Annotated in this window: 21 protein-coding genes and 1 other RNA gene; 10 read left to right on the forward strand and 12 right to left on the reverse strand. The window is 59.5% G+C overall.

The window, feature by feature from the left end; translation table 11 throughout:
- Positions 1-181 precede the first annotated feature (181 nt).
- On the forward strand, positions 182-2,056 hold the full coding sequence (locus AB5Y71_RS12765) for a S8 family serine peptidase (protein ID WP_368171730.1): 1,875 nt from the start codon (positions 182-184) through the stop codon (positions 2,054-2,056).
- A gap of 18 nt (positions 2,057-2,074) precedes the next feature.
- Positions 2,075-2,533 (forward strand): hypothetical protein, encoded by a 459-nt coding sequence (locus AB5Y71_RS12770; RefSeq protein WP_368171731.1) that lies wholly within the window; start codon positions 2,075-2,077, stop codon positions 2,531-2,533.
- A gap of 67 nt (positions 2,534-2,600) precedes the next feature.
- Here the strand turns inward: AB5Y71_RS12770 and ppsA are convergent, their stop codons facing one another.
- Entirely contained in the window at positions 2,601-4,973 is a 2,373-nt protein-coding gene (gene ppsA / locus AB5Y71_RS12775) for a phosphoenolpyruvate synthase (protein WP_368171732.1), read from the reverse strand.
- Between the two features lie 347 nt (positions 4,974-5,320).
- Here ppsA and AB5Y71_RS12780 point away from each other — a divergent pair, with 347 nt between their 5' ends.
- Positions 5,321-6,133 (forward strand): pyruvate, water dikinase regulatory protein, encoded by an 813-nt coding sequence (locus AB5Y71_RS12780; RefSeq protein ID WP_368171733.1) that lies wholly within the window; start codon positions 5,321-5,323, stop codon positions 6,131-6,133.
- A gap of 239 nt (positions 6,134-6,372) precedes the next feature.
- On the opposite strand, the gene AB5Y71_RS12785 is transcribed toward AB5Y71_RS12780, so the two are convergent.
- Positions 6,373-6,708, reverse strand: a complete 336-nt coding sequence (locus tag AB5Y71_RS12785) for a hypothetical protein (RefSeq protein WP_368171734.1) — start codon at positions 6,706-6,708, stop codon at positions 6,373-6,375.
- A 347-nt stretch (positions 6,709-7,055) separates the two neighbouring features.
- On the opposite strand from AB5Y71_RS12785, the gene AB5Y71_RS12790 reads away from it, so the two are divergent.
- Positions 7,056-8,438 (forward strand): amino acid permease, encoded by a 1,383-nt coding sequence (locus tag AB5Y71_RS12790; protein ID WP_201986762.1) that lies wholly within the window; start codon positions 7,056-7,058, stop codon positions 8,436-8,438.
- 99 nt (positions 8,439-8,537) lie between these two features.
- On the opposite strand, the gene AB5Y71_RS12795 is transcribed toward AB5Y71_RS12790, so the two are convergent.
- The gene (locus AB5Y71_RS12795; RefSeq protein ID WP_128815807.1) at positions 8,538-8,864 is read right to left on the reverse strand and encodes a helix-turn-helix transcriptional regulator; all 327 of its coding nucleotides are present in this window, start codon (positions 8,862-8,864) and stop codon (positions 8,538-8,540) included.
- A 106-nt stretch (positions 8,865-8,970) separates the two neighbouring features.
- Between AB5Y71_RS12795 and AB5Y71_RS12800 the strand changes: the two genes are divergently transcribed.
- Both AB5Y71_RS12800 and AB5Y71_RS12805 read left to right on the forward strand, forming a co-directional pair.
- Positions 8,971-10,041 (forward strand): permease, encoded by a 1,071-nt coding sequence (locus tag AB5Y71_RS12800; protein ID WP_368171735.1) that lies wholly within the window; start codon positions 8,971-8,973, stop codon positions 10,039-10,041.
- A gap of 323 nt (positions 10,042-10,364) precedes the next feature.
- On the forward strand, positions 10,365-11,918 hold the full coding sequence (locus AB5Y71_RS12805; RefSeq protein ID WP_368171736.1) for a methyl-accepting chemotaxis protein: 1,554 nt from the start codon (positions 10,365-10,367) through the stop codon (positions 11,916-11,918).
- A 93-nt stretch (positions 11,919-12,011) separates the two neighbouring features.
- Here AB5Y71_RS12805 and gcvP read toward each other — a convergent pair whose 3' ends face one another.
- From gcvP to AB5Y71_RS12835, 6 genes are all read right to left on the reverse strand, one after another.
- Positions 12,012-14,888: an aminomethyl-transferring glycine dehydrogenase gene (gene gcvP, locus AB5Y71_RS12810; RefSeq protein WP_368171737.1), complete on the reverse strand. Its 2,877-nt coding sequence runs from the start codon at positions 14,886-14,888 to the stop codon at positions 12,012-12,014.
- A 260-nt stretch (positions 14,889-15,148) separates the two neighbouring features.
- Entirely contained in the window at positions 15,149-15,538 is a 390-nt protein-coding gene (gene gcvH, locus AB5Y71_RS12815; protein ID WP_033116021.1) for a glycine cleavage system protein GcvH, read from the reverse strand.
- A gap of 84 nt (positions 15,539-15,622) precedes the next feature.
- Positions 15,623-16,720, reverse strand: a complete 1,098-nt coding sequence (gcvT, locus tag AB5Y71_RS12820; RefSeq protein WP_139432142.1) for a glycine cleavage system aminomethyltransferase GcvT — start codon at positions 16,718-16,720, stop codon at positions 15,623-15,625.
- A gap of 416 nt (positions 16,721-17,136) precedes the next feature.
- On the reverse strand, positions 17,137-18,405 hold the full coding sequence (locus tag AB5Y71_RS12825) for an FAD-dependent 2-octaprenylphenol hydroxylase (RefSeq protein WP_368171841.1): 1,269 nt from the start codon (positions 18,403-18,405) through the stop codon (positions 17,137-17,139).
- Between the two features lie 122 nt (positions 18,406-18,527).
- The gene (gene ubiH / locus AB5Y71_RS12830) at positions 18,528-19,751 is read right to left on the reverse strand and encodes a 2-octaprenyl-6-methoxyphenyl hydroxylase (RefSeq protein WP_368171738.1); all 1,224 of its coding nucleotides are present in this window, start codon (positions 19,749-19,751) and stop codon (positions 18,528-18,530) included.
- Between the two features lie 177 nt (positions 19,752-19,928).
- Positions 19,929-20,498 (reverse strand): UPF0149 family protein, encoded by a 570-nt coding sequence (locus AB5Y71_RS12835; protein ID WP_005333908.1) that lies wholly within the window; start codon positions 20,496-20,498, stop codon positions 19,929-19,931.
- Between the two features lie 173 nt (positions 20,499-20,671).
- On the opposite strand from AB5Y71_RS12835, the gene zapA reads away from it, so the two are divergent.
- Positions 20,672-21,004 (forward strand): cell division protein ZapA, encoded by a 333-nt coding sequence (gene zapA, locus AB5Y71_RS12840; RefSeq protein WP_005333910.1) that lies wholly within the window; start codon positions 20,672-20,674, stop codon positions 21,002-21,004.
- Positions 21,005-21,020: 16 nt separating this feature from the next.
- A non-coding RNA gene (gene ssrS / locus AB5Y71_RS12845) (6S RNA) lies at positions 21,021-21,202 on the forward strand.
- 193 nt (positions 21,203-21,395) lie between these two features.
- Here ssrS and emrD read toward each other — a convergent pair.
- The 3 genes from emrD to AB5Y71_RS12860 form a co-directional block, all read right to left on the reverse strand.
- The gene (emrD, locus tag AB5Y71_RS12850; protein WP_005333920.1) at positions 21,396-22,592 is read right to left on the reverse strand and encodes a multidrug efflux MFS transporter EmrD; all 1,197 of its coding nucleotides are present in this window, start codon (positions 22,590-22,592) and stop codon (positions 21,396-21,398) included.
- Positions 22,593-22,855: 263 nt separating this feature from the next.
- A complete protein-coding gene (locus AB5Y71_RS12855; RefSeq protein WP_368171739.1) occupies positions 22,856-23,518 on the reverse strand; it encodes a glutathione S-transferase family protein in 663 nt (220 codons plus the stop codon).
- Between the two features lie 168 nt (positions 23,519-23,686).
- Entirely contained in the window at positions 23,687-24,142 is a 456-nt protein-coding gene (locus AB5Y71_RS12860) for a hypothetical protein (protein WP_159163347.1), read from the reverse strand.
- A gap of 199 nt (positions 24,143-24,341) precedes the next feature.
- Here AB5Y71_RS12860 and suhB point away from each other — a divergent pair, with 199 nt between their 5' ends.
- Positions 24,342-25,145 (forward strand): inositol-1-monophosphatase, encoded by an 804-nt coding sequence (gene suhB, locus AB5Y71_RS12865; RefSeq protein WP_005352992.1) that lies wholly within the window; start codon positions 24,342-24,344, stop codon positions 25,143-25,145.
- A 326-nt stretch (positions 25,146-25,471) separates the two neighbouring features.
- Entirely contained in the window at positions 25,472-26,404 is a 933-nt protein-coding gene (locus AB5Y71_RS12870; RefSeq protein ID WP_047440409.1) for a ZIP family metal transporter, read from the forward strand.
- The last annotated feature ends 93 nt before the right edge of the window (positions 26,405-26,497 follow it).

The following is a 26,497-nucleotide window of genomic DNA, read 5'->3' on the forward strand; positions in this document are numbered from 1 at the left end:
GAGAACCATTCTCAATAGAACACATAACCAGTGTCATTGGAATACCTACCACAAACTGAATCGGATTTCTTTGAACCTCATTACGTTTTTTGAAAATGGCTCTTTTTGAACCCCTATCACCCGTGTATAGATTTCCGTCGCACTCAGGATGAGTGCGATCCAAGATGGAGTTAAAAAAATAATGAAGCAAACATCGTTAGCACTGGCGATCACAGCACTGCTGTCGACCCTGCCCAGTGCGCTCGTTCAGGCAAATGAAGGTTGTACGCCGCTCACCGGCAAGGAGAGCGGCATGGATATCGGACGCAGCAGCACCGAGCGCTGCCTGCCAGGTGCCAATCCCCTGCAGGATCAGCAGTGGTATCTGCTCAACAGCGGCCAGGATGGATTCAGCGCCCGTGGCGGCATAGCGGGCAATGATCTCAACCTCTGGTGGGCTCATCGCACCGGTGTGCTGGGCCAGGGAGTCAATGTGGCCGTGGTGGATGATGGCTTGGCTATCGCCCACCCGGATCTGGCGGAGAACGTGCGCCCGGGTTCGAAAAACGTGGTGACCGGTAGCGATGACCCGACACCGACCGATCCGGATTCGGCCCACGGCACCTCGGTCTCCGGCATCATTGCAGCGGTGGACAACGCCATCGGGACCAAGGGGATTGCCCCGCGAGCCCAGTTGCAGGGGTTCAACCTGCTGGATGACAACAGCCAGCAGTTGCAGAAAGATTGGCTCTACGCCCTTGGGGACAGCGATGCCAGCCGCGACAACCGGGTGTTCAACCAGAGCTACGGCATGAGTGTGGTGGATCCCCGCTCAGCCAACTCTCTGGATCAATCCCAGCTTGATCGCCTGTTTGAACAGCAGACCCTCAAGGCGCAGGGCGCGGCCTATATCAAGGCCGCCGGCAACGGCTTCAACAAGATAGCGGCGGGCGGCTATGTGCTTAACCGCACCGGCAATGGTCCCAAATTGCCGTTTGAAAACAGCAACCTCGATCCCTCCAATAGCAACTTCTGGAACCTGGTGGTGAGCGCGCTCAACGCCGATGGCGTCAGATCCTCCTACTCCAGCGTCGGCAGCAACATCTTCCTGAGCGCGACCGGCGGCGAATACGGTACCGACTCTCCGGCGATGGTGACCACGGATCTGCCCGGCTGCGACATGGGTTACAACCGCACCGACGATCCCAGCACCAATCGGCTGCACGGCAACCCGCAACTGGATGCCAGCTGCGACTACAACGGCGTGATGAACGGCACCTCCTCCGCCACCCCCAGCACCTCCGGCGCCATGGCGCTGCTGATGTCTGCCTACCCGGATCTGTCGGTACGTGACCTGCGGGATCTGCTGGCGCGCAGCGCAACCCGGGTCGATGCCAAACATCAGCCCGTGATGGTCAGCTACACCAGCAGCACCGGCAAGGTGCGCGATGTGAAAGGGCTGGAAGGGTGGGAGCGCAATGCCGCCGGCATGTGGTTCAGCCCGACTTACGGTTTTGGTCTGATCGACGTCAACAAGGCCCTTGAGCTGGCAGCCAATCACCAGCCCCTGCCCCCGCTGGTACAGCTGCCATGGCAGAAGATCAATGTCAGCGGCAGTGCCGCCGCCATTGCGGATGTGGGCAACAGCCCGACCAGCTCGACAACCCGCATTGCCACACCATTGACGGTAGAAGCGGTTCAGGTGATGGTGAGCCTGGATCACCAGCGCCTGCCCGATCTGCTGATCGAACTGGTCTCCCCCGCCGGCACCCGCAGCATCCTGCTGAGCCCCTTCAACAGCCTGGTCGGCCAATCTCTCGACCAGCAGCAACTGGGCTTTGTGCGAACCAAGGGATTGCGCGACATGCGGATGCTATCCAACAAGTTCTACGGCGAATCGGCCGAAGGCCAGTGGCGACTGGAAGTGACCGACGTTGCCAACGGTACCCGTCAGGTCTCTCTGCTCAATCGCGAGACCCGTGAGCGTACCACCCTGACCGAGCGCAACAATCGCCAACCGGGCAAGCTGATCTCATGGTCCCTGCGGGTCCTGGGTCACGATGCCAACCGCAGCTAACACGCTAGGAGTATTACCATGAACAAACCTGTTACCTTGCTTCTGGCAACCCTGCTGGCCCCCCTCTCGGGACAGCTCTGCGCCGAGGAGTCCGTCACCATGGATGGCAAGCAGTACAGCACCATAGAGGTGAACGGCCAGACCTACCTCATTCCCGACAACGGCAGCAAAAAGCGGGTTGCCCGCAGCCTTGACAGCAAGGTCCCGCAACAGACCCTGCGCCGCGGTGACGTGTTGATGCAGGGGGCGGCCAGCCCCGAGCTCACCGTCAGCGGCACCCTGCTGGTGGAAGCCGATGACAACCAGGCCAGCGCGCAGGCCAGCCGGCACGGCCTGCGCTTCAAGCAGAGCAGTGGTGGTATCGCCCTGCTGGAAGCCAAGCCGGGCACCGATCTGAACGCCGTCGCCACCAAGCTCAAGAGCGAAGGGGTGAAGGTACAGATCGAGCTGTCGGGGGCCGAACAGCAGCCGAAATAGGTCGCGACACACAGATAACAAAGGGAGCCATCATGGCCCCCTTTCTGCTGCTCATTTTGATAGTGGCTTACTTGGCGCCATGCTGCTCCGCCAAATAGAGCCAGGTATCGACCACGGTATCGGGGTTGAGCGACACCGAGTCAATCCCCTGCTCCACCAGCCAGGCGGCGAAGTCTGGATGATCAGATGGGCCCTGACCGCAGATCCCCACGTACTTACCCGCCTTGCGCGCAGCCTGGATCGCCATCGCCAGCAGCGCCTTGACCGCCTCGTTACGCTCGTCGAACAGATGGGCAATCAGCCCCGAGTCCCGATCCAGCCCAAGAGTGAGCTGGGTCATGTCATTGGAGCCGATGGAGAAGCCATCCACGTGCTCGAGGAACTTGTCTGCCAATAGGGCGTTGCTTGGGATCTCGCACATCATGATCACCTTGAGCCCCCGCTCGCCGCGGCGCAGACCGTTCTCGGCCAGGATGTCGATCACCTGCTCCACCTCGCCCACGGTGCGCACGAAGGGGATCATCACCTCGACGTTGGTCAACCCCATCACATCGCGCACCCGCTTGATCGCCTCGCACTCGAGGGCAAAGCAGGGGCGGAAGCTGTCGGCGATGTAGCGGGATGCGCCACGAAAACCGATCATCGGGTTCTCCTCGTGGGGCTCGTAGCCACGACCGCCCACCAGATTGGCGTACTCGTTGGACTTGAAGTCCGACATCCGCACGATCACCCGCTCCGGCCAGAATGCAGCGCCCAGAGTGGCGATCCCCTCGGTCAGCTTGGCCACGTAGAACTCCCGCGGGCTGTCGTAACCGGCGATCATCTTGCCGATGGTGGCCTTGAGCTCTGGGGTTTGCTGGTCAAACTCCAGCAAGGCCTTGGGGTGCACCCCGATCATCCGGTTGATGATGAATTCAAGGCGTGCCAGTCCTACCCCGGCATTGGGCAACTGGGCAAAGTCGAAAGCGCGGTCCGGGTTGCCGACATTCATCATGATCTTGATGGGCAGGCGCGGCATATTGCCCACCTCGGTCACCGCCACGTCGAAGTCCAGCTCACCGTCATAGATAAAACCGGTATCCCCTTCCGCGCAGGAGACGGTGATCCGCTGGCCCGGCTGAATATGATCCGTAGCGTTGCCACAGCCCACCACTGCCGGAATGCCCAGCTCGCGGGCGATAATGGCGGCGTGACAGGTGCGGCCACCCCGGTTGGTGACGATGGCGGAGGCCCGCTTCATGATGGGCTCCCAGTCCGGGTCGGTCATGTCGGTGACCAGCACGTCGCCGGGTTGGACTTCATCCATCTGGTTGATGGAGGAGATAACTCGCGCCGGGCCCGCGCCAATCTTGTGGCCGATGGCCCGTCCCTCGATCAGCACCTTACCCGCTTGCTTGAGGGCAAAACGTTCGAGGGTGTTGGCCTCCTGACGGCTGCGCACGGTTTCCGGGCGTGCCTGCACTATGTAGAGTTGGCCATCCTGACCATCCTTGGCCCACTCGATATCCATCGGGCGGCCATAGTGCTGCTCAATGATGAGGGCCTGTTTCGCCAGCGCCATCACCTCCTCATCGCTGATGCAGAAGCGGCTGCGCTCGGCCTCATTGGTGTCGACAATCTTCACCTGGCGGCCGTGACCGGCATCGTCCGAGTAGGTCATCTTGATAAGCTTGGAGCCGAGGGTCTTGCGCACCACCGCCGGGCGCCCCCCCTTGAGGGTCGGCTTGTGCACATAGAATTCATCCGGGTTGACCGCCCCCTGCACCACCATCTCGCCAAGACCATGGGCGCCGGTGATAAAGACCACGTCGTTGAAACCGGACTCGGTATCCAGAGTAAACATGACGCCGGAGGCGGCGAGATCGGAACGCACCATCCGCTGAACCCCGGCCGAGAGGGCAACCCCCTTGTGGTCATAGCCCTGATGCACCCGATAGGAGATAGCGCGATCGTTGAACAGGGAAGCAAACACATGCTTGACCGCCGTCATGACGGCATCGATGCCACGTACGTTGAGGAAGGTCTCCTGCTGACCGGCAAAGGAGGCGTCCGGCATATCCTCGGCGGTGGCGGAGGAGCGCACCGCAAACGAGGCCTCGACACCGGCACTCAACTTTTCATAGGCAACCCGGATAGCCTGCTCCAGCTCGGGCTGGAACGGGGCTTCGATCACCCAGTCGCGGATCTGCTGACCGGCCCGGTTGAGGGCGGCGATATCGTCCACGTCGAGATTGTCGAGCAGATGGTGGATCTTGCCGTTGAGGCCGCTTGACTCCAGAAACTCGTTAAACGCAAAGGCGGTGGTGGCAAAGCCCCCCGGCACGGATACGCCGGCGCCAGAGAGGTTGCTGATCATCTCGCCAAGGGATGCGTTCTTGCCGCCAACTCGTTCTACGTCCTGCATTCCGAGTTGTTCGTACCAGAGCACGTACTGTTGCACTTGGATGTCTCCAGGTTGGTGGGCACCGATGCCATAGCACCTCGTGCGCCCGATTTAATCGATGAGGTTATGGGTAAGTCAGGTGCGTTATTGTCTGTTTCTTTTGTTGCCAACGACCATGAAAACGTTTTCTATTGGTTTTCAAAAAAATCCCCGAGCAAGAGGTGGGGATGGTCGAATGACCGGAACATTCTACAATGGCGACACAAAAAGATAACGATTCAGGTTTGCAAGCCACTTCACAACTTGGGCACAGCAGACCGGTTGACAAAACTGGTATGGTTTCGGGAGATACTTCTCACCCCTTACCCTATGCGACCCCACCCGCGGTATCACAGGAGCCCTACGTGCACACCGTATTTTATGTTTCAGACGGCACCGCCATCACCGCCGAAGTGTTCGGCCATGCGGTATTGAGCCAGTTTCCGCTGGCCTTCGAGCAGATCACTATCCCCTTTGTGGAGACAATGGAGAAAGCCCGTCAGGTACGGATGCGGATCGACGAGCAGTTTCGCCAGACCGGGGTACGCCCCATTCTGTTTCACACCATCGTCGACCCGCTGGTACGGGAAGAGGTACTAAAATCGGAGGCGTGCGGCCACGACTTTCTCAACACCTTCGTCAGCCCGCTGGAGCAGGAGCTGGGGGTAAAAGCCGAGCCCCGCCTCCACCGCACCCACGGCATGGAGAACCGCAAGCTCTATGACGATCGCATCGAGGCGGTCAACTTCGCACTGGCCAACGACGATGGCATCACCACCAAGGAGTACGATGAGGCGGACATCATCCTGATCGGGGTCTCCCGCTGCGGCAAGACCCCCACCAGCCTCTATCTGGCGCTGCAGTTTGGCATTCGCGCCGCCAACTACCCCTTTATCGAGCAGGACATGGGCATGCTGGAGCTGCCCGCCCCCCTCAAGGCCAACCGTCACAAGCTGTTTGGCCTCACCATAGCGCCGCAGCGGCTGCACGAGATCCGTAACCAGCGCCGTGCCAACAGCCGCTACTCCTCCATCGAACAGTGCGAGCAGGAGCTGGCCTGCGTGGAGCGACTGTTTCGCCAGGAGGCGATCCGCTTCCTCGATACCAGCTCCCACTCGGTGGAGGAGATCAGCGCCAAGGTCCTCGAGGCAACCGGTCTGCGCCGCCAGCTCTGTTAAGCCAGCTTGACAGCTATCGGCATCAACAAAAGATAAAAACTACAGTGTCGTGGCGAAAGTCAGCTGTGGCGAACTGCGATTCACATAGATGACAGTGAAAAGTGTGGATAAAAAAGGGATAAACACCACAAATGCTTATCCCTCTTCTTGTCGACCTTGGCGTTGTGCCCTTGTCACCTGCTGCCAGTTAGCCGCTATTCGATTCCGTTCTGCTGCGCTCGGCAAACAACCAGCGTTAACTAACAATTGAGCTCAGGGTTGTTCATCAACCGGGCATAGAAGGCCAGCAAACCGTGGCGCAGGCGAACCCGCTCCGCCAGCCAGCCGCCAACGAGCGCCCCCGTTACCCCACCCACCAGCAACAGCGACTGCCAGTAGTGCAGTAATCCCTGATCACCGAGCGAGAGCCAGCCCAGCAGCATGGTGGCGGCCACCAGCAACAACAGCGGACTGGCGGCAATCCCTAACCAGAGCGCCACCAGCACACTCCGGGCAACCCCTTGTTGCAGCACGCTTTCGCGTTCCCTGTGCTCCAACTCCCTGCACTCTTCCCTGTACTCTCGCTTGTTTGGCATCATTTGCATCCATTTGTGGCTTGACACCACAAAAGCACACCAACAAGACAAAATGTCAAGAAAACAGAATTCGATTGCGCAAACATCAATCAAAAACTACCAATAAGCCTCTTTAGATCATGAAAAAGCTGCCATTGGTACAAAATACGGCCATTAGAGATGGAAAACAGGTGCATTAATGGCGGATTATCACTATTCTGCTTCAGTTGCCAGCCAACACCAAAAATTGAAAACGGCATTTCGTAACGAAATAAATACAGCTTTCGTCAGGTTTTGGCTACGCACTGCGGCCTGCTCAGGATGAGCCCAACACCGACAAGAGACAACAGAGACGTAAGGACAGACCCATGGATTTGAAACAAGACGGTGAGGAGCTGAAGCGCGGCCTTAAAAACCGCCACATTCAGTTGATTGCTTTGGGCGGCGCCATCGGCACCGGCCTCTTTCTGGGCATTGCCCAAACCATCAAGATGGCAGGCCCCTCGGTCCTGCTGGGGTATGCCATCGGCGGCTTTATCGCCTTCCTGATCATGCGCCAGCTCGGTGAAATGGTGGTGGAAGAGCCGGTAGCCGGCTCCTTCAGCCACTTTGCCTACAAATACTGGGGTGAGTTTGCCGGTTTCGCGTCCGGCTGGAACTACTGGGTGCTCTACGTGCTGGTGAGCATGGCCGAGCTGACCGCGGTGGGCATCTATGTCCAGTACTGGTGGCCCGAGATCCCGACCTGGATGTCGGCCGCCTTCTTCTTCGTGCTGATCAACGCCATCAACCTCTCCAACGTCAAAGCGTTTGGCGAGATGGAGTTCTGGTTCGCCATCATCAAGGTGGTTGCCATCATCGGCATGATTGGCTTTGGCGGCTATCTGCTCCTCTCCGGTGCCGGCGGCCCCGAGGCGAGCGTCACCAACCTGTGGGCACAAGGCGGCTTCTTCCCCAACGGCATCAGCGGCCTGGTGATGGCGATGGCGGTGATCATGTTCTCCTTCGGCGGTCTGGAGCTGGTGGGCATTACCGCCGCGGAAGCGGACAACCCCGAGAAGAGCATTCCCAAGGCCACCAATCAGGTGATCTACCGTATCCTCATCTTCTACATCGGCGCTCTGGCTATCCTGATGTCCCTCTACCCCTGGGGTAAAGTGGTGGAAGGCGGCAGCCCGTTCGTGATGATTTTCCACGCTCTGGACAGCAATCTGGTCGCCACCGTGCTCAACATCGTGGTGCTGACAGCGGCACTGTCGGTCTACAACAGTTGCGTCTACTGCAACAGCCGGATGCTGTTCGGTCTGGCCAAACAGGGCAACGGCCCGAAAGCCCTGCTCAAGACCAACAAGAGCGGCGTGCCGCTGGTTGCCCTCTCGGTCTCGGCCATCGCCACCCTGCTCTGCGTGCTGATCAACTACCTGATGCCGGGCAAGGCGTTCGGTCTGCTGATGGCGCTGGTGGTCTCCGCACTGGTGATCAACTGGGCGATGATCAGCCTCGCGCACCTCAAGTTCCGCAAGGCCAAGGTCGCAGAAGACGTCCAGCCCAAGTTCAAGGCGTTCTGGTACCCCTTCGGCAACTATCTCTGCCTCGCCTTTATGGCTGGCATTCTGGTGATCATGTATATGACCCCCGATTTCCGCATCTCGGTCGAACTGATCCCAGCCTGGCTGGTGGTACTGGGCATTGGCTTTGTCATCAAGCGCAAAGGACAAGCCCAAAGCAAGGTTGCAGCCAATCTGGGTTAATGCCCGCAGCTGAGAAAAACAATGCAAAACGCCGATCGGATGATCGGCGTTTTTTATTGCGCGCAGCGCAACTGACCGCACTACTAGCAGCCATAGCCCTCAGGAAGGCAGCTCTTGCCTTTGATCTTGCCGATGCTCCGGGCTGTTGACGCAACACTCATCGCGGAAAAAGGCGATGATCTCCTCCAGCACCGCGTATTGAGAGACGCAAAGCAGGGTGCGACTCTCCCGGTTTTGCTTCACCAGCCCCACCGAGACCAGCGCCGCGATATGGTGGCTGAGGGTGGAAGCGGGGATCACCAGCTGCTTTTGCAGCTCCCCCACCGGCAACCCCTGCTCTCCCGCCTTGACCAGATGCTTGAAGATAAACAGCCGGGTCGGATGACCCAGCTCTTTCAATGCCTTGGCGACCTCTTCCAGTTGCATCTCTGCGCCCTCCACGAATTTAATATTTCGATAATACCAGAAATATCTTGACCGGCCATTCATTTCGATTATTTTGGAAATATAGAAACCAAGTGAGGGTACGACAATGAATGAGTGGTTAACCATGCTGACCGATGCAGCTCAGATGTTCCTGTTTCTGGCTGTCGAGCTGTCGGTGCTGTTTCTGGTCATTAGCGCCGGGGTCAGCCTGATCCGTCAGAAGATCCCCGACGAGAAGATCCAGCGGATGCTGGGGGCGAGACATGGCAAGGGCTATCTGCTCTCAGTCCTGCTCGGTGCCGTCACCCCCTTTTGCAGCTGCTCCACCATCCCCATGCTGAGAGGGCTGCTCTCAGCCAAGGCTGGCTTTGGCCCCACCCTCACCTTCCTGTTTATTTCGCCACTGCTGAACCCCATCATCATCGGCTTGATGTGGGCAACCTTCGGCTGGAAAGTGACCCTGCTCTACGCCGTGATCGCCGCCAGCGTCTCCGTCATGGCGAGCATGCTGCTCGACAGATTGGGATTCGAGCGCCATGTCATCGACCCCAAAGAGGCCACCCCCTCTTGCGGTAGCGACTGTGGCCCGGCGACCCGCGCCACAACTCAAACAAATTGCAGTGACAACCAACGCAGTGCCATTCGCGCAATCAAACCCCTCAACGGGGCAGCATGCTGCCCGGCACCGCAACCAGAGATGGCAGAACAGGCCACCCTCTCCTGCTGCGGCGATGGCACGGCAACCCTGACCAGAGCACCACAGCTCCCCACCGCATGGGTCAAAGCTCGCATCGATGCATGGCAGCAGTTCAAAGCGGTATTGCCCTTCCTGCTGCTGGGGGTGCTCATCGGCTCGTTTATTTACGGTTTTATTCCGGCCGAGTGGATCGCCGCCCATGCTGGCGCCGACAACCCGCTGGCCATCCCCTTCAGCGCCATCGTCGGGATCCCGCTCTATATTCGTGCCGAGGCCGTGATCCCGCTGGCGTCGGTACTACTGGGTAAAGGGATGGGAATGGGCGCCGTCATGGCGCTGATCATCGGCAGTGCCGGTGCCAGCCTGACCGAGGTGATCCTGCTCAAATCGATGTTCAGAACACCGATGATTGCGGCCTTTCTTACCGTGATCCTCGGCATGGCGATCCTGATGGGCTACCTGACACAACTGTTGTTTTAAGTCGCCCATCTTTAAACAGGCAAAATGCCAAAGCAGCCGAGTGTGAAACCATCCGGCACCTCATAGACAAACGCCGATCGGATGATCGGCGTTTGTTTATTCCGTACGGCAGTCAATTTGAGACAGCCAAAGGATGAGGGGTTGCTGCTCTCCGGGCCATGTGACATGGCTTGCCTCCCCTCGCCGAACCGTACTGTAAAAATGTGAGACCCATCCCGTCCCCACGCAGCAGCACAAGAGTTAATGTGCAACAACACAATAAATGAACATCCTCTGCCATACTCAAACGAAGTATTCCGTTACGCCGAAACCGGAGCCTGATCATGGTAACCAGCTCGCTTCACACCACAGATACCGAGGTTGAATTTGCCGACGATATCCAGTTGGTATCGACGACCGACCTCAAAGGGGACATCACCTACGCCAATCCGGCGTTTTGTCAGGTGGCAGGCTATCGCCTGGAAGAGATGTTGGGGCAGCATCACAATCTGGTGCGCCACCCCGACATGCCCAAGGCAGCGTTTGCCGATCTCTGGGCCCACCTGCAGGCGGGCAAACCATGGCGAGGCATGGTAAAAAACCGCTGCAAGGATGGTCGCTATTATTGGGTTGATGCCTATGTCACCCCGATTTATGAAGATGGCAAGATGGTGGGTTACCAATCCGTCCGCTGCCGCCCCGCCGCAGAGCACAAAGCGCGTGCCAGCCAGATGTACAAAACCCTTAAAGCCCGTGAAACCGGCTCTGCCATTCATATGGGCCTGCGTCAGCTCACTCCGGCCATGATGACCATCCCCCTGCTGCTCGTCAGCGTGATCAGCGCGGTCTGGCTGCTCTCACCGCTGCAGGCGCTCTGGGTCATCATTCCCCTCTTGGCAACAATCTGGTTCAATCGCCACCCTCTCTTCCTCACGCCGCGATTCTTGCAGCAGCTCGAGCAGGATTACGACAGCATCAGCCGCCTTATCTTCTCGGGGGATGCCCCCCACAGCATCGCCGATTTCCATATCAAACTCGGGCAAGCGAGGATCCGTACCGTGCTCGGCCGGGTGGATGACACCACGGCTTCGCTCAATGCCATGGCCAATGACCTGCGCGGCTCCGCCTCGCTGGCCAGCCAGGATATCTCTTCGCAAGACACGCAGATCCAGCAGATTGCCACCGCCGTCACCCAGATGGCCTCGGCCGCCGAGGAGATCAACCGCAATATTCAAGACAGCAACAGCCAGATCGAAGAGGCCCGCCGCCACTGCATCACCACCAGCACCCAGCTTTCGGAAGCGGGAGAAGAGATGTCGGCGCTGGCCACCCAGGCGGAGCAAGCCTTCCAGTCAGCTGTCGAGCTGGCGAGCGAATCCGAGCGGATCGGCACCATCATGAGCGAAATTCGCGGCATTGCGGATCAAACCAACCTGCTGGCGCTCAATGCCTCCATCGAAGCCGCACGGGCAGGCGATCAGGGGCGCGGCTTTGCAGTGGTGGCGGACGAGGTTCGCAGCCTGTCGACCAGAACCCACAAGGCGACAGAGCAGATCCAGAACAGCATTGGCCATATCCAGCAAACCCTGGGGGGATGGAAAGAGATGATGCATCTCAATGTGACCAGAACCAACGCCTGCCTCGCCACCACCCGGGCAAGCACCGGAAACCTGAATCAGGTTGTGGTCGAGATAGACAAGGTCTCTGATTTCTCCAACCAGATCACCGCCGCGGCCACCGAGCAACAAGCGGTCATCGAGGAGATCAGTCGCAATATCAACCAGATATCCTCGCTCTCTCACGATAACAGTCTCAAAATCGATCAGGTGAGTGAAACCAGTGCCAACTTGCAGAGCAAAGCGAGCCAGCTCAAGGACTTAAGCCGGACATTCGGATAGCAGCATGCAGATAAAGTCCATGTAAACGAAGGGCCACCCTTCTGGGTGGCCCTGTTGTTTATAAGGCTTAACTGTAGCTCCTAAAAACGCCACTTACTTGGCGTAATCCTCAGTCGGGATACAAGAGCAGAACAGGTTGCGATCGCCGTAGACGTCGTCGATGCGGTTCACAGATGGCCACAGCTTGCTGGCGCGCACGGCGTCGGACGGGAAGACCGCCTCGGCGCGGCTGTAGCCACGGGACCACTCTGCATCCATCACGTCATCCTGAGTGTGCGGCGCATGGACCAGCGGGTTGTCGGCGAGGCTCCACTGCCCCTCCTGCACCTTGGTAATCTCGGCGCGGATGGAAGTCATCGCCTCGACGAAGCGATCCAGCTCGCGCTTGGATTCCGACTCGGTCGGCTCGACCATCAGGGTACCCGCTACCGGGAAGCTCATGGTCGGCGCGTGGAAGCCGTAGTCCATCAACCGCTTGGCTACGTCCATCTCGCTGATGCCAGAAGCCTCTTTGAGCGGACGGATATCCAGGATGCACTCGTGGGCCACCCGACCGTTGCGCCCGGAATAGAGCACCGGGAAGGAGTCACCCAGCTTCTTGGCCAGATAGTTGGCGTTGAGGATGGCCACCTGAGTGGATCTCTTCAGCCCCTCGTCACCCAGCATGGCGATATACATCCAGCTGATGGGCAGGATGCTGGCCGAGCCGAACGGTGCCGCCGACACGGCGCCGTTGTCACGGCTCTCCTTGTCGGTCTTGACCACGGCGTGACCGGCCACGAACGGTGCCAGATGTTTCTTCACGCCGATGGGGCCCATGCCCGGGCCGCCACCGCCATGAGGAATGGCGAAGGTCTTGTGCAGGTTGAGGTGAGAGACGTCCGCCCCGATAAAGCCCGGCGCCGTCAACCCGACTTGCGCATTCATGTTGGCGCCGTCCAGATAGACCTGACCACCGTGCTGGTGAACGATGTCGCACACCTCCTTGATGGTCTCCTCATACACCCCATGGGTGGAGGGGTAGGTCACCATCAGACAGGAGAGTTGATCCCCCGCCTCGGCCGCCTTGGCGCGCAGATCATCGAGATCCACGTTGCCCGACTTGTCACAGGCGGTGACGATCACCTTGAGCCCGGCCATCTGGGCAGAGGCCGGGTTGGTACCATGGGCAGAAGCCGGAATGAGGCAGATGTCGCGATGCCCCTCGCCGCGAGATTCGTGGTACTTCTTGATGGCCAAGAGACCAGCGTACTCACCCTGAGCCCCGGAGTTGGGCTGCATGCAGACCGCATCGTAACCGGTCACCTTCACCAGCCAGTTTTCAAGGTCGGCCAGCAGCAGCTGATAGCCCTTGGCCTGCGCCAGCGGGGCGAACGGGTGCAACTTGCCAAACTCGGGCCAGGTCACCGGGATCATCTCGGCGGTGGCGTTGAGCTTCATGGTGCAGGAGCCCAAGGAGATCATGGCGTAGTTGAGCGCCAGATCTTTCGCTTCGAGACGGTGGATATAACGCAGCATCTCGGTTTCGGAGTGGTACTTGTTGAACACCTCGTGGGTCAGCACGGCGTCAGTGCGCAGCAGATCCTGCGGGATGGCGTGATGGGCCAGGGCCGCCTTGTCGAGTGCCTCGATGTCGAGGCCATGGCCTTGACCGAGGAAGAGATCAAACAGCTCGGCCACATCGCCGCGGGTGGTGGTTTCAGAGAGCGACACCCCTACCGCGCCGTCGAGATCCGCACGCAGGTTGATGCCGAGCCCCTCGGCCTTGGCGATCAGCGCGGCCTTGTCAGCGCTCTGCACGGTCAGGGTATCGAACCAGCTGGCATGCTTGAGGGCCACACCCTTGGCCTTGAGGCCGAGCGCCAGAATGGTGGTGAGACGGTGCACGCGGGAGGCGATGGTTTTCAGCCCTACCGGGCCGTGGTAGACGGCGTAGAAGCTTGCCATGTTGGCCAGCAGTACTTGTGCGGTACAGATGTTGGAGTTGGCCTTCTCGCGGCGGATATGCTGCTCGCGGGTCTGCATCGCCATACGCAGCGCGGCCTTGCCACGGGCATCCTTGGAAACGCCGATAATGCGGCCCGGCATGGAGCGCTTGTAGGCATCGCGGGTGGCGAAGAAGGCGGCGTGGGGGCCACCGTAGCCCATGGGCACACCAAAGCGCTGGGCGGAGCCCAACACCACGTCGGCGCCCAGCTCGCCCGGGGATTTGAGCAGCAGCAGGGAGAGCAGATCGGCGCTGACGCAGGCCAGCCCTTTCTGGGCCTGTACCACGGCAATCAGGGCACGCAAATCTTTCACCTCACCTGTGGTGGTGGGGTACTGGAACAGGGCACCGAACACCTCTTCGCTCACTGCGTCGCTCGCGGCGCCAACCGCCACGTCAAAACCGAAGTGGACCGCGCGCTCCTTGACCACGTCGATCACCTGCGGGTGCACATCATCGGCCACGAAGAAGAGGTTGGATTTGGACTTGGCCATCCGCTTGGCCAGCGCCATCGCCTCGGCGGCGGCGGTCGCTTCATCCAGCAGGGAGGCACTGGCCAGATCCATGCCGGTGAGATCCAGCGTCAGCTGCTGGAAGTTGAGCAGGGCTTCGAGACGGCCCTGCGCCAGCTCGGGCTGGTAGGGGGTGTAGGCGGTATACCAGCCCGGGTTTTCCAGCACGTTGCGCAAAATGACGTGGGGCACATGGGTATCGTGATAACCCATGCCGATATAGCTCTTGGCAATCTTGTTTTGAGCGGCATAGCCTCTCAGCTTGGCCAGCGCCTCCACTTCGGTCATGCCGGCACCGATGCCGAGCGGGCCCGGCAGGCGAATGGCGGCGGGCACGGTCTGGGCAATCAGATCGTCCAGGCTTTCGGCCCCGACGGTCGCCAGCAGCTGGCGCAGCTCTTCCTCGCCCGGACCGATATGGCGGCGGACAAAATCGTGTTTTTGTTCGAGTTCAAACAGTGACTGGGTCATTTCCCTGATTCCTGATAAATAGGTCCTGCTAATAAATCCTGTATAGACAGTGCTGATAGCCAGCCGTGCCGGCTTCACTCATGTTCGCTATGCCGCTGTCAGAACAAAGCGGCACCGGATGCTCGCGGGCATCCCGGGGGTCACCCTGTAAACAGACCTCAAGCCGAGCCTGAGGATCGAATATGGGCCACTTCACCCGCCTGCAGACCCGGGGCCTGCAGCCATACAAATGGGCCCCGCACTCGCAGGGCCCAGGGGCATTACTCTTCGTCCACCACGTTCTGGTAGCCTTCGGCATCCAGCAGGTTGGCCAGTTCGCCTGCGTCATCCAGCTTGATGCGATAGAGCCAGCCCGCGCCGTAGGGGTCGGAGTTGACCAGCTCGGGGCTCCCTTCCAGCTCTTCGTTGACGGCAATGATCTCGCCGCTCACCGGGCTGTAGATGTCGGAGGCAGCCTTGACCGACTCGGCCACGGCGCAGTCGTCACCGGCGCTCACCTGCTTGCCCACTTCCGGCAGCTCGACAAACACCATGTCACCCAGCAGCTCCTGGGCGTGCTCGGTGATGCCGACCACGGCCTCACCGTTGCCTTCGACACGGATCCACTCGTGGGAAGTGGCATATTTCAGTTCGCTCGGGATATGGCTCATCTCTGTTTCCTTTGATCTTTGAGTCGCGTTTAAAAACGAATATGAAAAGGGATGGGGGAGGCACTGCCCTCCCCCAAAACGGTATTAAACCAGCTTCTGGCCGTTACGGACGAAAGCGGGCTTGGTGACCTTCACGGTGACCAGCTTCTTGCGGATCTCCACCTCGGCCAGTTCACCGATATCACGGGGCACCCGCGCCAGGGCAATACTGTAGCCCAGGGTGGGGGAGAAAGAGCCGGAGGTGATCACACCTTCCCGCTTCTCACCGTTTGCCGCAGTGAAGGTAACGGGCATACCGGCACGCAGCACCCCTTTCTCTTCCATCACCAGACCCACCAGCTTGGGCTGGTTGCCCGCCGCTTTCTGCGCTTCCAGCACGTCACGACCGATGAAATTTCGATCGCTCGGCTCCCAGGCGATGGTCCAGGCCATGTTGGCGGCGAGTGGAGAGATTGACTCGTCCATATCCTGACCATAGAGGTTCATCCCCGCTTCGAGGCGCAGGGTATCGCGGGCACCGAGGCCGCAGGGGGCCACGCCGTTATCCAGCAGCGCTTGCCACAGCTCGCAGGCTTTCTCTTGCGGCACCACGATTTCATAACCATCTTCGCCGGTGTAGCCGGTAGTGGCGATAAAGAGATCGCCAGCCTGCACGCCGAAGAAGGGTTTCATCCCCACCACGGCGGTACGCTGAGCGGCGCTCAGTACAGCAGCAGCCTTGACCTTGGCGTTGGGGCCCTGCACCGCAATCATCGCAAGCTCGGGACGCTCGGTCACTGTGATGTCGAAATCGATGGCGTGATGGCGGATCCAGGCCAGATCCTTCTCGCGGGTAGCGGAGTTGACCACCAGCCGGTAGAAGGTATCGGTCAGGAAATAGGTGATGAGGTCATCGATCACGCCGCCTTCCGGATTGAGCATGCCGCTGTAGAGGGCCTTACCGGGGACAGTGAGTTTGGCCACGTCGTTGGCCAGCAGGTGTTGCAGAAAGGCTTTGACCCGTTCGCCGGTCAAATCGACGATGGTCATGTGGGAGACATCGAACATACCGGCATCGCTGCGCACCGCGTGGTGCTCTTCCAGCTGGGAGCCGTAGTTGATGGGCATTTCCCAACCGTGGAAGTCCACCATCTTGGCGCCGGCTTCCAGGTGTTTGGGATGCAGTACAGTAGTCTGGATCATCGCATTCTTTCCTTAGCAAAAAGCCTTTTCGCTTTGGCGACCACCCTTGCGACCAGTGCCACCGCTCTGACTGCACTACGTACAGCAAAAAGCGACCGGATCCAAAAGTGTGTGCTCGCTCCTGCCCTTGCCAGGCAAGAGGGATTCCTTGAACGGAGCGGATTATATGACAAGCAGGCGAGCGTGCCGCTCAAAAAAAACTAATCCCCTCCCGTAAAACTGACTCCAGACACTAAGATAAATGCAGTGATAAAAACAGCCATAAGCCGACTCAGGCGAGATTAAATTTCGATTTTTACCGTTTCGTCACAATTTGCAGAAAAACGTTTCGCTCCAGGGCAAAATTAAAGGCTGACACCCCAAACGGGTCATCAGCCTTGTCGGATTACTTTTGTTGTCAAAAACGGCAAGTAATATTAGTTTTTTTCACCCTTGGCCTGCATGGCACTGCCCTTGGTCGCAGCAACAGCCCAGTCAGGACGGGCCAATGCGGGTAACTCGCCCTCCAGCCCCATGGCGGCGCGGATCACCCCCTCCTTGAAGGGCGTCAGCAGATTGGCCGCGCGCAATCCCACGCCCCGCACCAGCTTCTTGAGCGGGTTGGCCCCGCTGAACAGCCGCTTGAGCCCTTCCATTGCCGCCAGCATGCGAGCCGCCTCGCTCTTGCGCCAGCGCTCGTAGCTGCGCAGGTTGGCGAGCAGGCCGATATCCTCGCCCGCGGCATGATTTTGCAAGATCTGCTCCGCCAGCGCGGCAGCATCCAGCAGGCCAAGGTTGACCCCCTGCCCCGCCAGCGGGTGGATGGTGTGGGCGGCATCTCCCACCAGCACCAGCCGCTCGCGGGCAAAATCGCGGGCATAGCGGGCGGTGAGGGGAATCGCGCTGCGCGGCCCTTCCACCTTGCACAGACCGAGGCGGGCATCGAAGGCGGTGGTGAGCTGGCGATTGAACTGCTCGTCATCGCAGGTGCAGAGCGCCTCGGCGCGGGCCGCAGGCAGCGACCAGACGATAGAGCAGAGGTTCTCCTGCCACAGCGGCAAAAAGGCGAGCGGGCCATCCGGGGTGAAGATCTGGCGAGCAACAGCTTCATGGGGTTCGGCGCAGCGCACCGTCGCCACCAGCGCGTGGTGACCGTAATCCCAGCTGGTGAGCGGGATATCAGCCTGACGGCGCACCCAGGAGTGTGCGCCATCGGCAGCCACCACCAGTTTGGCCGAGATGGCCTGACCATCTTCAAGGAGCAGCAGGGCGCCCGCCGGGCCGCTCTGCAGGCTCTTGGCTCTGGCGGGGGTCAGCAACTGGATATTGCTGGCACCTTCAATTGCCTCAAGCAGCGCCAGCTGGATCACCCGATTCTCGACGATGTGGCCGAGGTTGGCCTGACGCAGGCTGGCGGCATCGAAGTCGATATGGCCAAAACTGTCCTGCTCCCACACCGCCATCTTGTCGTAGGCCTGCAGGCGGCGCGCTTCAATGCCGTCCCAGGCGCCGACATGGCGCAGGATCTGCTGGCTGGCCAGACTCAGGGCGCTGACCCGGTTATCGGCCACCTCCCCCAGCTGCGGGTCGGGCAGTTGTCCCTCCACCACCAGCACCTTGAGGGCGCTATGTTTCAGGGCCGCAGCGAGCCCCAGCCCCACCATGCCGCCACCGACAATCACCACATCCACATTTTGCATCTGCATCATCTCATCCTTTCAGGGCTGACCGGCTGGCCAGCGAGGGGACGCCCGCAGGCATCACCTCTTTATTCAATAGGTTTTGATCAACGAATGGTGGTCAACAGGTTCCACTCAACAAGTGCTGGCTAGTTGCCGCACACATCAGCGACAAAGCCCAGGGTGCGCGAGGCAAGCGGCGCCTTGAGGCACGGGAATCGCCCCATCAGGGTGAGCGCCAGATTGCGCCCAGCCACCAGCGGATCGTGACCATTGGAGAAGAGCTGGGCCAGCGAAGAGGTGAGCCAGACGGTCTGCTCCTGATCGCGCTGACGCTGCTGCCAGTAGCCACTCAGTACCTTGAAGCTGCCGATATCCTCCCCCTCTGCCAACGCCTTGGCTACGGCGCCGGTAAGCAGGTCGAGATCCCGCATCCCGAGGTTGAAGCCCTGTCCGGCAATCGGGTGCAAGGCGTGGGCGGCATTACCGACCAGCACGGTGCGCTGGGCCAGCGGGTAGTCGCAGCCGGTCAGAATGAGCGGATAGACGTTACGCACGCCGCATCGCTCGAAGCGACCAAGCCGCCAGCCAAAGGCCTGCTGCAGACGGGCAAGAAACGCCGCCTCATCGAGGGCCATCAGCTCATCCACATCATGCTGCCCGACGCTCCATACCAGCGAGGAGAGTCCCTGCTGCATCGGCAACAGGGCCAGCGGCCCCCCTTCGGTAAAGCGCTCGAAGGCGCGACCCTCAGGGTCTTGCGCCGTTTTGACGGTGGCGATGATGGCGTGTTGCTCAAAGTCGTGGCGGGTCACCGGCAACTTGAAGTGCTGACGCACAAAGGAGTTGCCGCCGTCTGCCGCCACCAGCAGGCGGGTCTCAATCTGTTCACCGCTCTCGAGGGTGAGGGTCACCTTCTCCTCATCGGGCGCAATCTCGCTCACCCGAGCCGGACAGCAGACCCGGATATTGGGAGAGGCCGCCATCGCCCGTTGCAGCTCATGACCGGCAGCGGCAAGCTCGATCACCTGGCCCAGCGCGGGCAGACCGTATTCGGCCGCCGACAGGCGAGCCTGACCGAAGTGGCCCCGATCCGAGACATGGATCTGGGTAATGGGGGCGCAATGGGGGGCAAACAGCGGCCAGAGTCCGCGTCGCAACAGCGCATCACAGGTACCGGCCGAAAGCGCAATGGCGCGGGCGTCGAACCCTGAATGGGTGTGCTGTTCGGGGACGCTTGCCTCCAGCAGCAGGATCTCGAGGGGGGAGCCATCGGATCGAAGCAGAGCCGCCAGCGAGAGCGCCAGCACGGCACCGCTCATTCCACCGCCGACCAGGGTGACATCGACCTGCCGCACATCAGATTGAGACATAAGCAGAGAGGAAGAAGTGAAAAAGGTGGCCTCATGCTATCACAAAGCCGCTGGCAGAATGCGAGGTCACCGGCAAAAAACCGGTTGCGCCTCACAGGGTTAGTCACCACAAGGAAATAAAAAAGAGCGCCATCAGGCGCTCTTGCAGATTCAGTAAGGGTCGCGTTGACCCGCACCTCAATGAAGGGTCGGCGGCGCGCTCGGGGTATCGGGGCGCTTGCCAAACTCTTCGAAGGCCATCATGACACCCAGTTTGACGTGTTCGTAGAGCACCAGGAAAGAGGCTTCGTTCTCGTCATCTTCCTGATCGAACTCGGCGGAGACCTGAGTGATGCTGGCGATATCCTGGATCATCTCCTGCAGCTCTTCCGATGCGCGGGAGAGCTCCTGCTGCACCACGCCGAAACCGGCCAGAAATGCCTGTGACCAGTCCACCAGCGAATCGATGCGCTCGTCGAGGGGAGCATCATCGCTTGGCAGCAACAGCTCGACGCCCTTCTGGGCCATCAGGCTCTCGACCACATTGTGATAAAGATCGGTCATCACCTGGCGCACCGGGGCCGGCAGGCCGAAACCGTCGTTCACCAGATCGTTGAAATGGGGCAGCCAACTCTTGTCGTCCAGTGCCACACCGCCGCACACCAGACCGCAGATCACACCATGGGCCTCTACTGCGCTGGCCATCAGCTCATGTTGTTCCATGATGTCGGCCACTGCCGCATATTTAAGGGGGTTCGTTTTGCTCATCGAGGATCCGCTCAAAGTTCAGTCAAATTTGCAGAATTAATGGTCAGGATCCTAGCATTCTCCCTCTTGCAGAGCCAGCAAGGCCTTGAAACTTATGCATCTGCGCTATATAGTCCCGCCCAGTTGTCCACGTGGATAAAGGCGGAAATCAGCTCCGCCGTATTGAGGAAGGCATGAGCACAGAGGCCGTAGAAATCGTCATTTTGGGACGTCCCTACAAGGTATCCTGTCCCTTGGGACAGCAGGATGCCCTGCGCCAGGCCGCCGAGCAGCTGACCGACAAGTTGATCGACCTGCGTCAACGCTCCAAAGTCTCCAGCAACGAGCAATTGGCTATCATGGCGGCGCTCAATTTCTGTCATGAGCTCTGCCTTGAAAAAGAGAAGAACCACCAATACTCTGAGACCATGGACAAGCGGATCAAGATGCTGCAGCGCACCATCGAAGCGGCCCTGATCGAGCACGGACAATATGGTGATTCCAGCGAAGAGGGGCAACAGCCCTAATCGCAAACCGTTTTAAAATTCCCTGGGATGTTTGTCAGCCGGTTCAAGTCCCCGAGCCGATATTCATACCAAACAGGGGATCTGCCTTCTGACTATTGCGCATGCTCGGCACGACCGAGAAGCCTGCGGTCAGATCCGATCCCCGCCTTGAACCGACGGTTCAAGGGCCCAAACCGGCAACGGCATCTCGGGGTACCAACAGCAAAAGCCCGTCACCAACGTGACGGGCTTTTTCTTTGCCTGATGATCAACGAACTGTCCCGTCCTGAATATGGTTTACACCTTTCCCCCAATAAATGGAGAACCCGATGGGACAAGGTGTGAAACGGACACAGCCATAACGACAAAGCCCGCCAAAAGGCGGGCTTTGTTTTGCAACTGGCAAGCAAATTTAGATGGCCATCTGCTCGTGGGGGGAGCCGTGGTGACGCAGCCAGACAAAGCTCAGCGCCACGATCAGCACCATCAGTGTCATGATGGCCCCCAGGGTCACCTGACCGGTCATCGGGAAACCGGCGGCCAGCAGGGTCACCACACCGGCTCCCAGATTCTGCATCCCGCCGAGAATGGCCCCCGCGGTGCCGGCCTGACCCGGGAAGGGCTCGATTGCACAGGAGGTGGCGGTCGGGTAGAGAATACCGCTACCGATGAAGTAGACAGCCGCACCACCAACCAGCGAGGCGGCACTCACCACCCCGAACAGCCCCGGCACCAGAATGATGAGGGAGCCGAGCGCCAGAAAGGCGATTCCCAGACGCATCAGTTTGCCCTGAGTCAAACGGAAGCTCAGCTTGGCAGAGAGCCAGGCCCCGAACAGATAGCCGGGCAGCGGCAGCACGAACAGCACGCTCACGGTACGGGCGCTCAGTTTCAGCACATCGCCCAGCAGCACACCGGCCGCAGCCTCGAACACTGCCAAACCGGCAAAGGTCGCCATTAGGCAGAGCAGGTTGCCCTGAAACTTGGGGTTGCCCAGCACATGACGATAGGCAGCACCGACGCGCAGTGGCTGACGGGCAGCAGCAGGCAGGGTCTCGCCAAACCAGGCCATGATCGCCAGGGTGGCTACGGCACCAAAACCGAACAGGAACCAGTAACCGGCGCGCCAGTTGAACAGCTCGGTCAGCCATCCCCCCAGCACCGGTGCCAGCAGCGGGGAGAAGATCACCCCCATACTCACCAGACTGTTGGCGCGGTTGAGCTCGGCGCCGTTGTAGCGATCGCGCATCACGGTACGGCTCATGGCGCCACCGGCACCGGTACCCAGCCCCTGAATAAAGCTACCCACCAGCAGGGCGGCAAAATGGGGGATGACCTGAATGATCAGGGTGCCCACCAGAAACACCATCATGCCGACGATCAGCACCGGGCGACGGCCGATGCGATCCGACAACGGCCCGTAGACAAACTGGGAAAGGCCATAGGGGATCAGGTAACAGGCCATCACCGCCTGCAACTGGCCCGAGGCCACATTGAAGTCCCCCGCCATCATGGGAATGGAGGGAACATAAAGGGTCTGGGTCATCTGGCCCACAGCGACCATCAGAATGGTCAATAAAAACAACGGATAAAAACTGTGCCGATCCATATCAGTCCCAAAAAATCGAAAAAATGCTGCCGCCCCTCTGGCACAAAATGTGCCCAGAGGAATCTGATCACAGAGGTTGTGATGCAATCAAAAACAGTGTTGGAAACAGTAGGCGGGGAGCCCGCCAAGCCACCGCACAGGACGTTTGGTGGTATGGGGGCATCATAGTGATTCAGCTCACAAAAAACGAACGAATCTTTATAATCGGCTTGCCTTAGTTTTTCTAATATTATGGGGCACTTCGCCCCGTCAGCAGTTAAAAATCAACGAGTTACCATCTGTTGCGCCTGCTTGATCAGCTCATCGGGCAGCTCCTTACGCGGCGGTATGGTGATCCCCTTCTGGCAGGCAGGCTTCTCTGCCATGCGATCCATCCAGGCTTGCAGATGGGGCAATCCCTCGATGGAGATACCGCTCCAGTCATAAATACGCACCCAGGGCCAGGTGGCAATGTCGGCGATGCTGTACTCGTCCGCCAGATATTCGTGGTGGGCCAGATGGCTGTCGAGCACCTCGAACAGACGGCGCCCCTCCTTCTGGTAACGTTCGATGGCGGCGGGGATCTTTTCGGGGAAATAGCGGTAGAAGACATTGGCCTGCCCCATCATGGGTCCTACCCCGCCCATCTGGAACATCAGCCACTGGATGGCCTGAGAGCGGCGTTTGGGATCAGCGGGCAGCAACTTGCCTGCTTTCTCCGCCAGATATATGAGGATGGCCCCCGACTCGAATACGGCGAAATCGTCGTTATCCCGATCGACGATGGCCGGTATGCGGCCATTGGGATTGATGGCAAGAAACTCGGGCTTCTTCTGATCCAGCGCCGAGAGATCGAGAGGAATGACCCGATAGGGCAAACCCAGCTCTTCGAGGGCGATCGCCACTTTGAAACCATTGGGGGTCGCGGCGGTGTAAAAGTCGATCATGATTCACTCCTTGTTGGTCATAGCCAGATTGCACGGTTGGAACAGGGTGCAACACCATAGTCGCCTCATCTTGCAACAAGTGACCGGCTCCAGACCATTAAAAAGCGGCGCACCGTAGGCCAAACAAGGCCACGGTGCGCCGCTGGTGCGCTCTGGCGATGGTAGATATTAGTTGATCACGGCGACCGGCTTGCGCTGGCGCAGCATGATCAGGCGGGAAAGCAGCGGGAAGTAGGACTCCAGCTTGCGCAACAGCACCCGGCTGCAGGCAGGCTCGGCCAGCTCTGACTCATCCAGCACGATGCCGTTTGAGACAAAATAGAAACGGGGGTCACGCACATCCGGCCCGCAGACCGTCAGCTCCTTGTCCCCCTTGCGGACCAGCAGCGGCAAGACCGGCAAACCGATCGTCTCATCCTCTCCCCGGGCAAATCCGGCATCCTGCCAGGGCGCATCGCCGTCGATCAGCAGGATCGCCGCCTCCGTCTTGGCCGGTTGCCACTGGGCCAGGGGGGTCACGGTGATGTGGGCAAAGTGATCACCATACTCGGGTGATGACCGCAAGATGGCCAACAATCCCTCGCTGGCCGCTGACACGTTCTGACTCACTAATGACAAATTCATGGTTCACATCCCTATGCTCATGACAGCCTGTATCCGGCTGCTGGGATAAGACTAGCGCAGATCTGGTCTATATTGGAGCCGTCAAATCTGGCAGTGGTAATCAATTGGTCGTAGGGGGATAACAGTTGCCATCGCACAAAATACTGGTATCATATCGCGTCCTTTTATCCCCCGTTCTTTAACATCCAGTGGTGAACCTATGCATCCGATGCTGAATATCGCCGTGCGCGCTGCGCGCAACGCCGGTCAAGTTGTAGTAAAAGCCTTCTCCCAGCCTGAGAACATTGAGGCTATCCAAAAAGGCAGCAATGACTTCGTGACCAACGTTGACCGTGAAGCCGAAGCGGCCATCATTCACACCATCAAAAAATCTTACCCGGAGCACAGCATTGTTGCTGAAGAGTCTGGTGAGATTGCCGGTACCAATCCGGACTACCAATGGATCATTGACCCACTGGATGGCACGACTAACCTGGTCAAAGGCATTCCGCACTTTGCCGTCTCCATCGCCCTGCGTGTCAAGGGCAAGACTGAACAAGCCGTTGTTTACGATCCGATCCGTGACGAGCTGTTTACTGCTACCCGTGGTAGCGGCGCCCAGCTGAACGGCTACCGCATTCGTGTCGGCAAAGCCAAAGAGCTGGCTGGCACCGTACTGGCCACAGGTTTCCCCTACAAGCAAAAGCACCACATCGAGTCCTACCTGAAGATGTTCCAGAGCATGTTCATCGAATGTGCCGACATCCGTCGCTCCGGCTCTGCCGCACTGGATCTGGCCTACGTGGCTGCCGGTCGCGTCGACGGTTTCTGGGAAATCGGCCTCAAGCCTTGGGACACAGCTGCCGGTGAACTGCTGGCCAAAGAAGCCGGCGCCATCGTCACTGACTTCGTAGGTGGTCATAACTACGAAAACTCCGGCAACATCGTGGTTGCCAACCCGCGCGTCCTGAAAGAGATGCTGGGCAAGATCCGTGAAGAGCTGCCGGAGTCCCTGGCCAAATAAGCCAGCTCCCCAGCATTCACCAAGACAAGAAAACCGGCGCAAGCCGGTTTTTTTGTTTCTGTTATCCGAACACCAAGGCAGACATCTGCAGCTGATTTAAAAGAGTTAGCGATGCATCCCCACTTGCCACTCAACATCCACTTCAGTCATTTGCAGACAACCCCTCTTGCCCCCCCGCCTTTGGCTACCGATAAGATTCCCATGTGTTTGCCTGGATAAACTCTTTCCAGATTTTCAGATAGCGGCAATCGCCTTGCAGACATGGACAAGGGGTGGCCAAGTGGATGTAATGCCACCATCCACTTTGCACACCTTGAGGTCATACCATGGACCATCTCTCAGCTCTTCCTCCGTTATCCTGGTCACAGCAACTGCGCAGCCAGATGCAAAGTCGCCCACTCACTGCTCTCGGCCTCTTTATCGCGCTGGCTGCCGTCTTGTTGCTACTGTTGCAGAGTCTCATCATGCTCGCTACCGGAGAGGTGACCAGCGGCGTGCGCTACGGCCTTGTCGGTGGTGCTGCCGGGTTTGCCGCCACCGCCATCGGCGCCCTGCCCGCCCTGTTTCTGCGCTCGGTACCGCAAAAGGTTGAGGACACCATGCTGGGCTTTGCCGCCGGTATGATGCTGGCGGCCAGTGCCTTCTCCCTGCTGCTGCCGGGGCTGGAGGCCGCCGAGGGGATTACCGGCAACGGCTTTAGCGCCGCCGCCGTGGTGGTGGTCGGTATGACCCTCGGGGTGCTGTTGATGCTGGGGCTGGATCAGTTCACCCCGCACGAGCATGACAAGACCGGCCCCTGCGGTCCCGGCCACGAGAGCTGCTCCCGGGTCTGGCTGTTCGTCTTTGCCATCGCCCTGCACAACCTGCCGGAGGGGATGGCCATCGGGGTCAGCTTCTCGCAGGGGGATATGTCGGTGGGGCTGCCGCTTACCACTGCCATCGCACTGCAGGATATTCCGGAAGGATTGGCGGTGGCGCTGGCCATGTGCGCCGCCGGTTTTCGCCCCTCGGTGGCGGTGCTGGTCGCCATCGCCAGCGGCCTGCTCGAACCGGTTGGCGCCCTGCTCGGGGTCGGGCTCTCCAGCGGCCTTGCCATCGCCTACCCCATCGGACTTGGGCTCGCCGCCGGCGCCATGCTGTTTGTGGTCTCGCACGAGGTAATTCCGGAGACTCACCGCAACGGTCACCAGACCTATGCCACCCTCGGCCTGATGGCAGGCTTTGCCCTGATGATGACCCTCGATACCGCGCTCGGCTAAAGACACTAGCCCCTCTCTCATCAATGCTTTTTGTCACCTGCGGCGCTCCCATATGGAGCGCCGCGTTTCATCTCTCCTTTCGCTTGTGCCTCT

It is taken from the genome of Aeromonas sp. R9-2 (genome assembly GCF_040908025.1).
In the GTDB taxonomy this organism is placed as follows: Bacteria; Pseudomonadota; Gammaproteobacteria; order Enterobacterales; family Aeromonadaceae; genus Aeromonas; species Aeromonas veronii.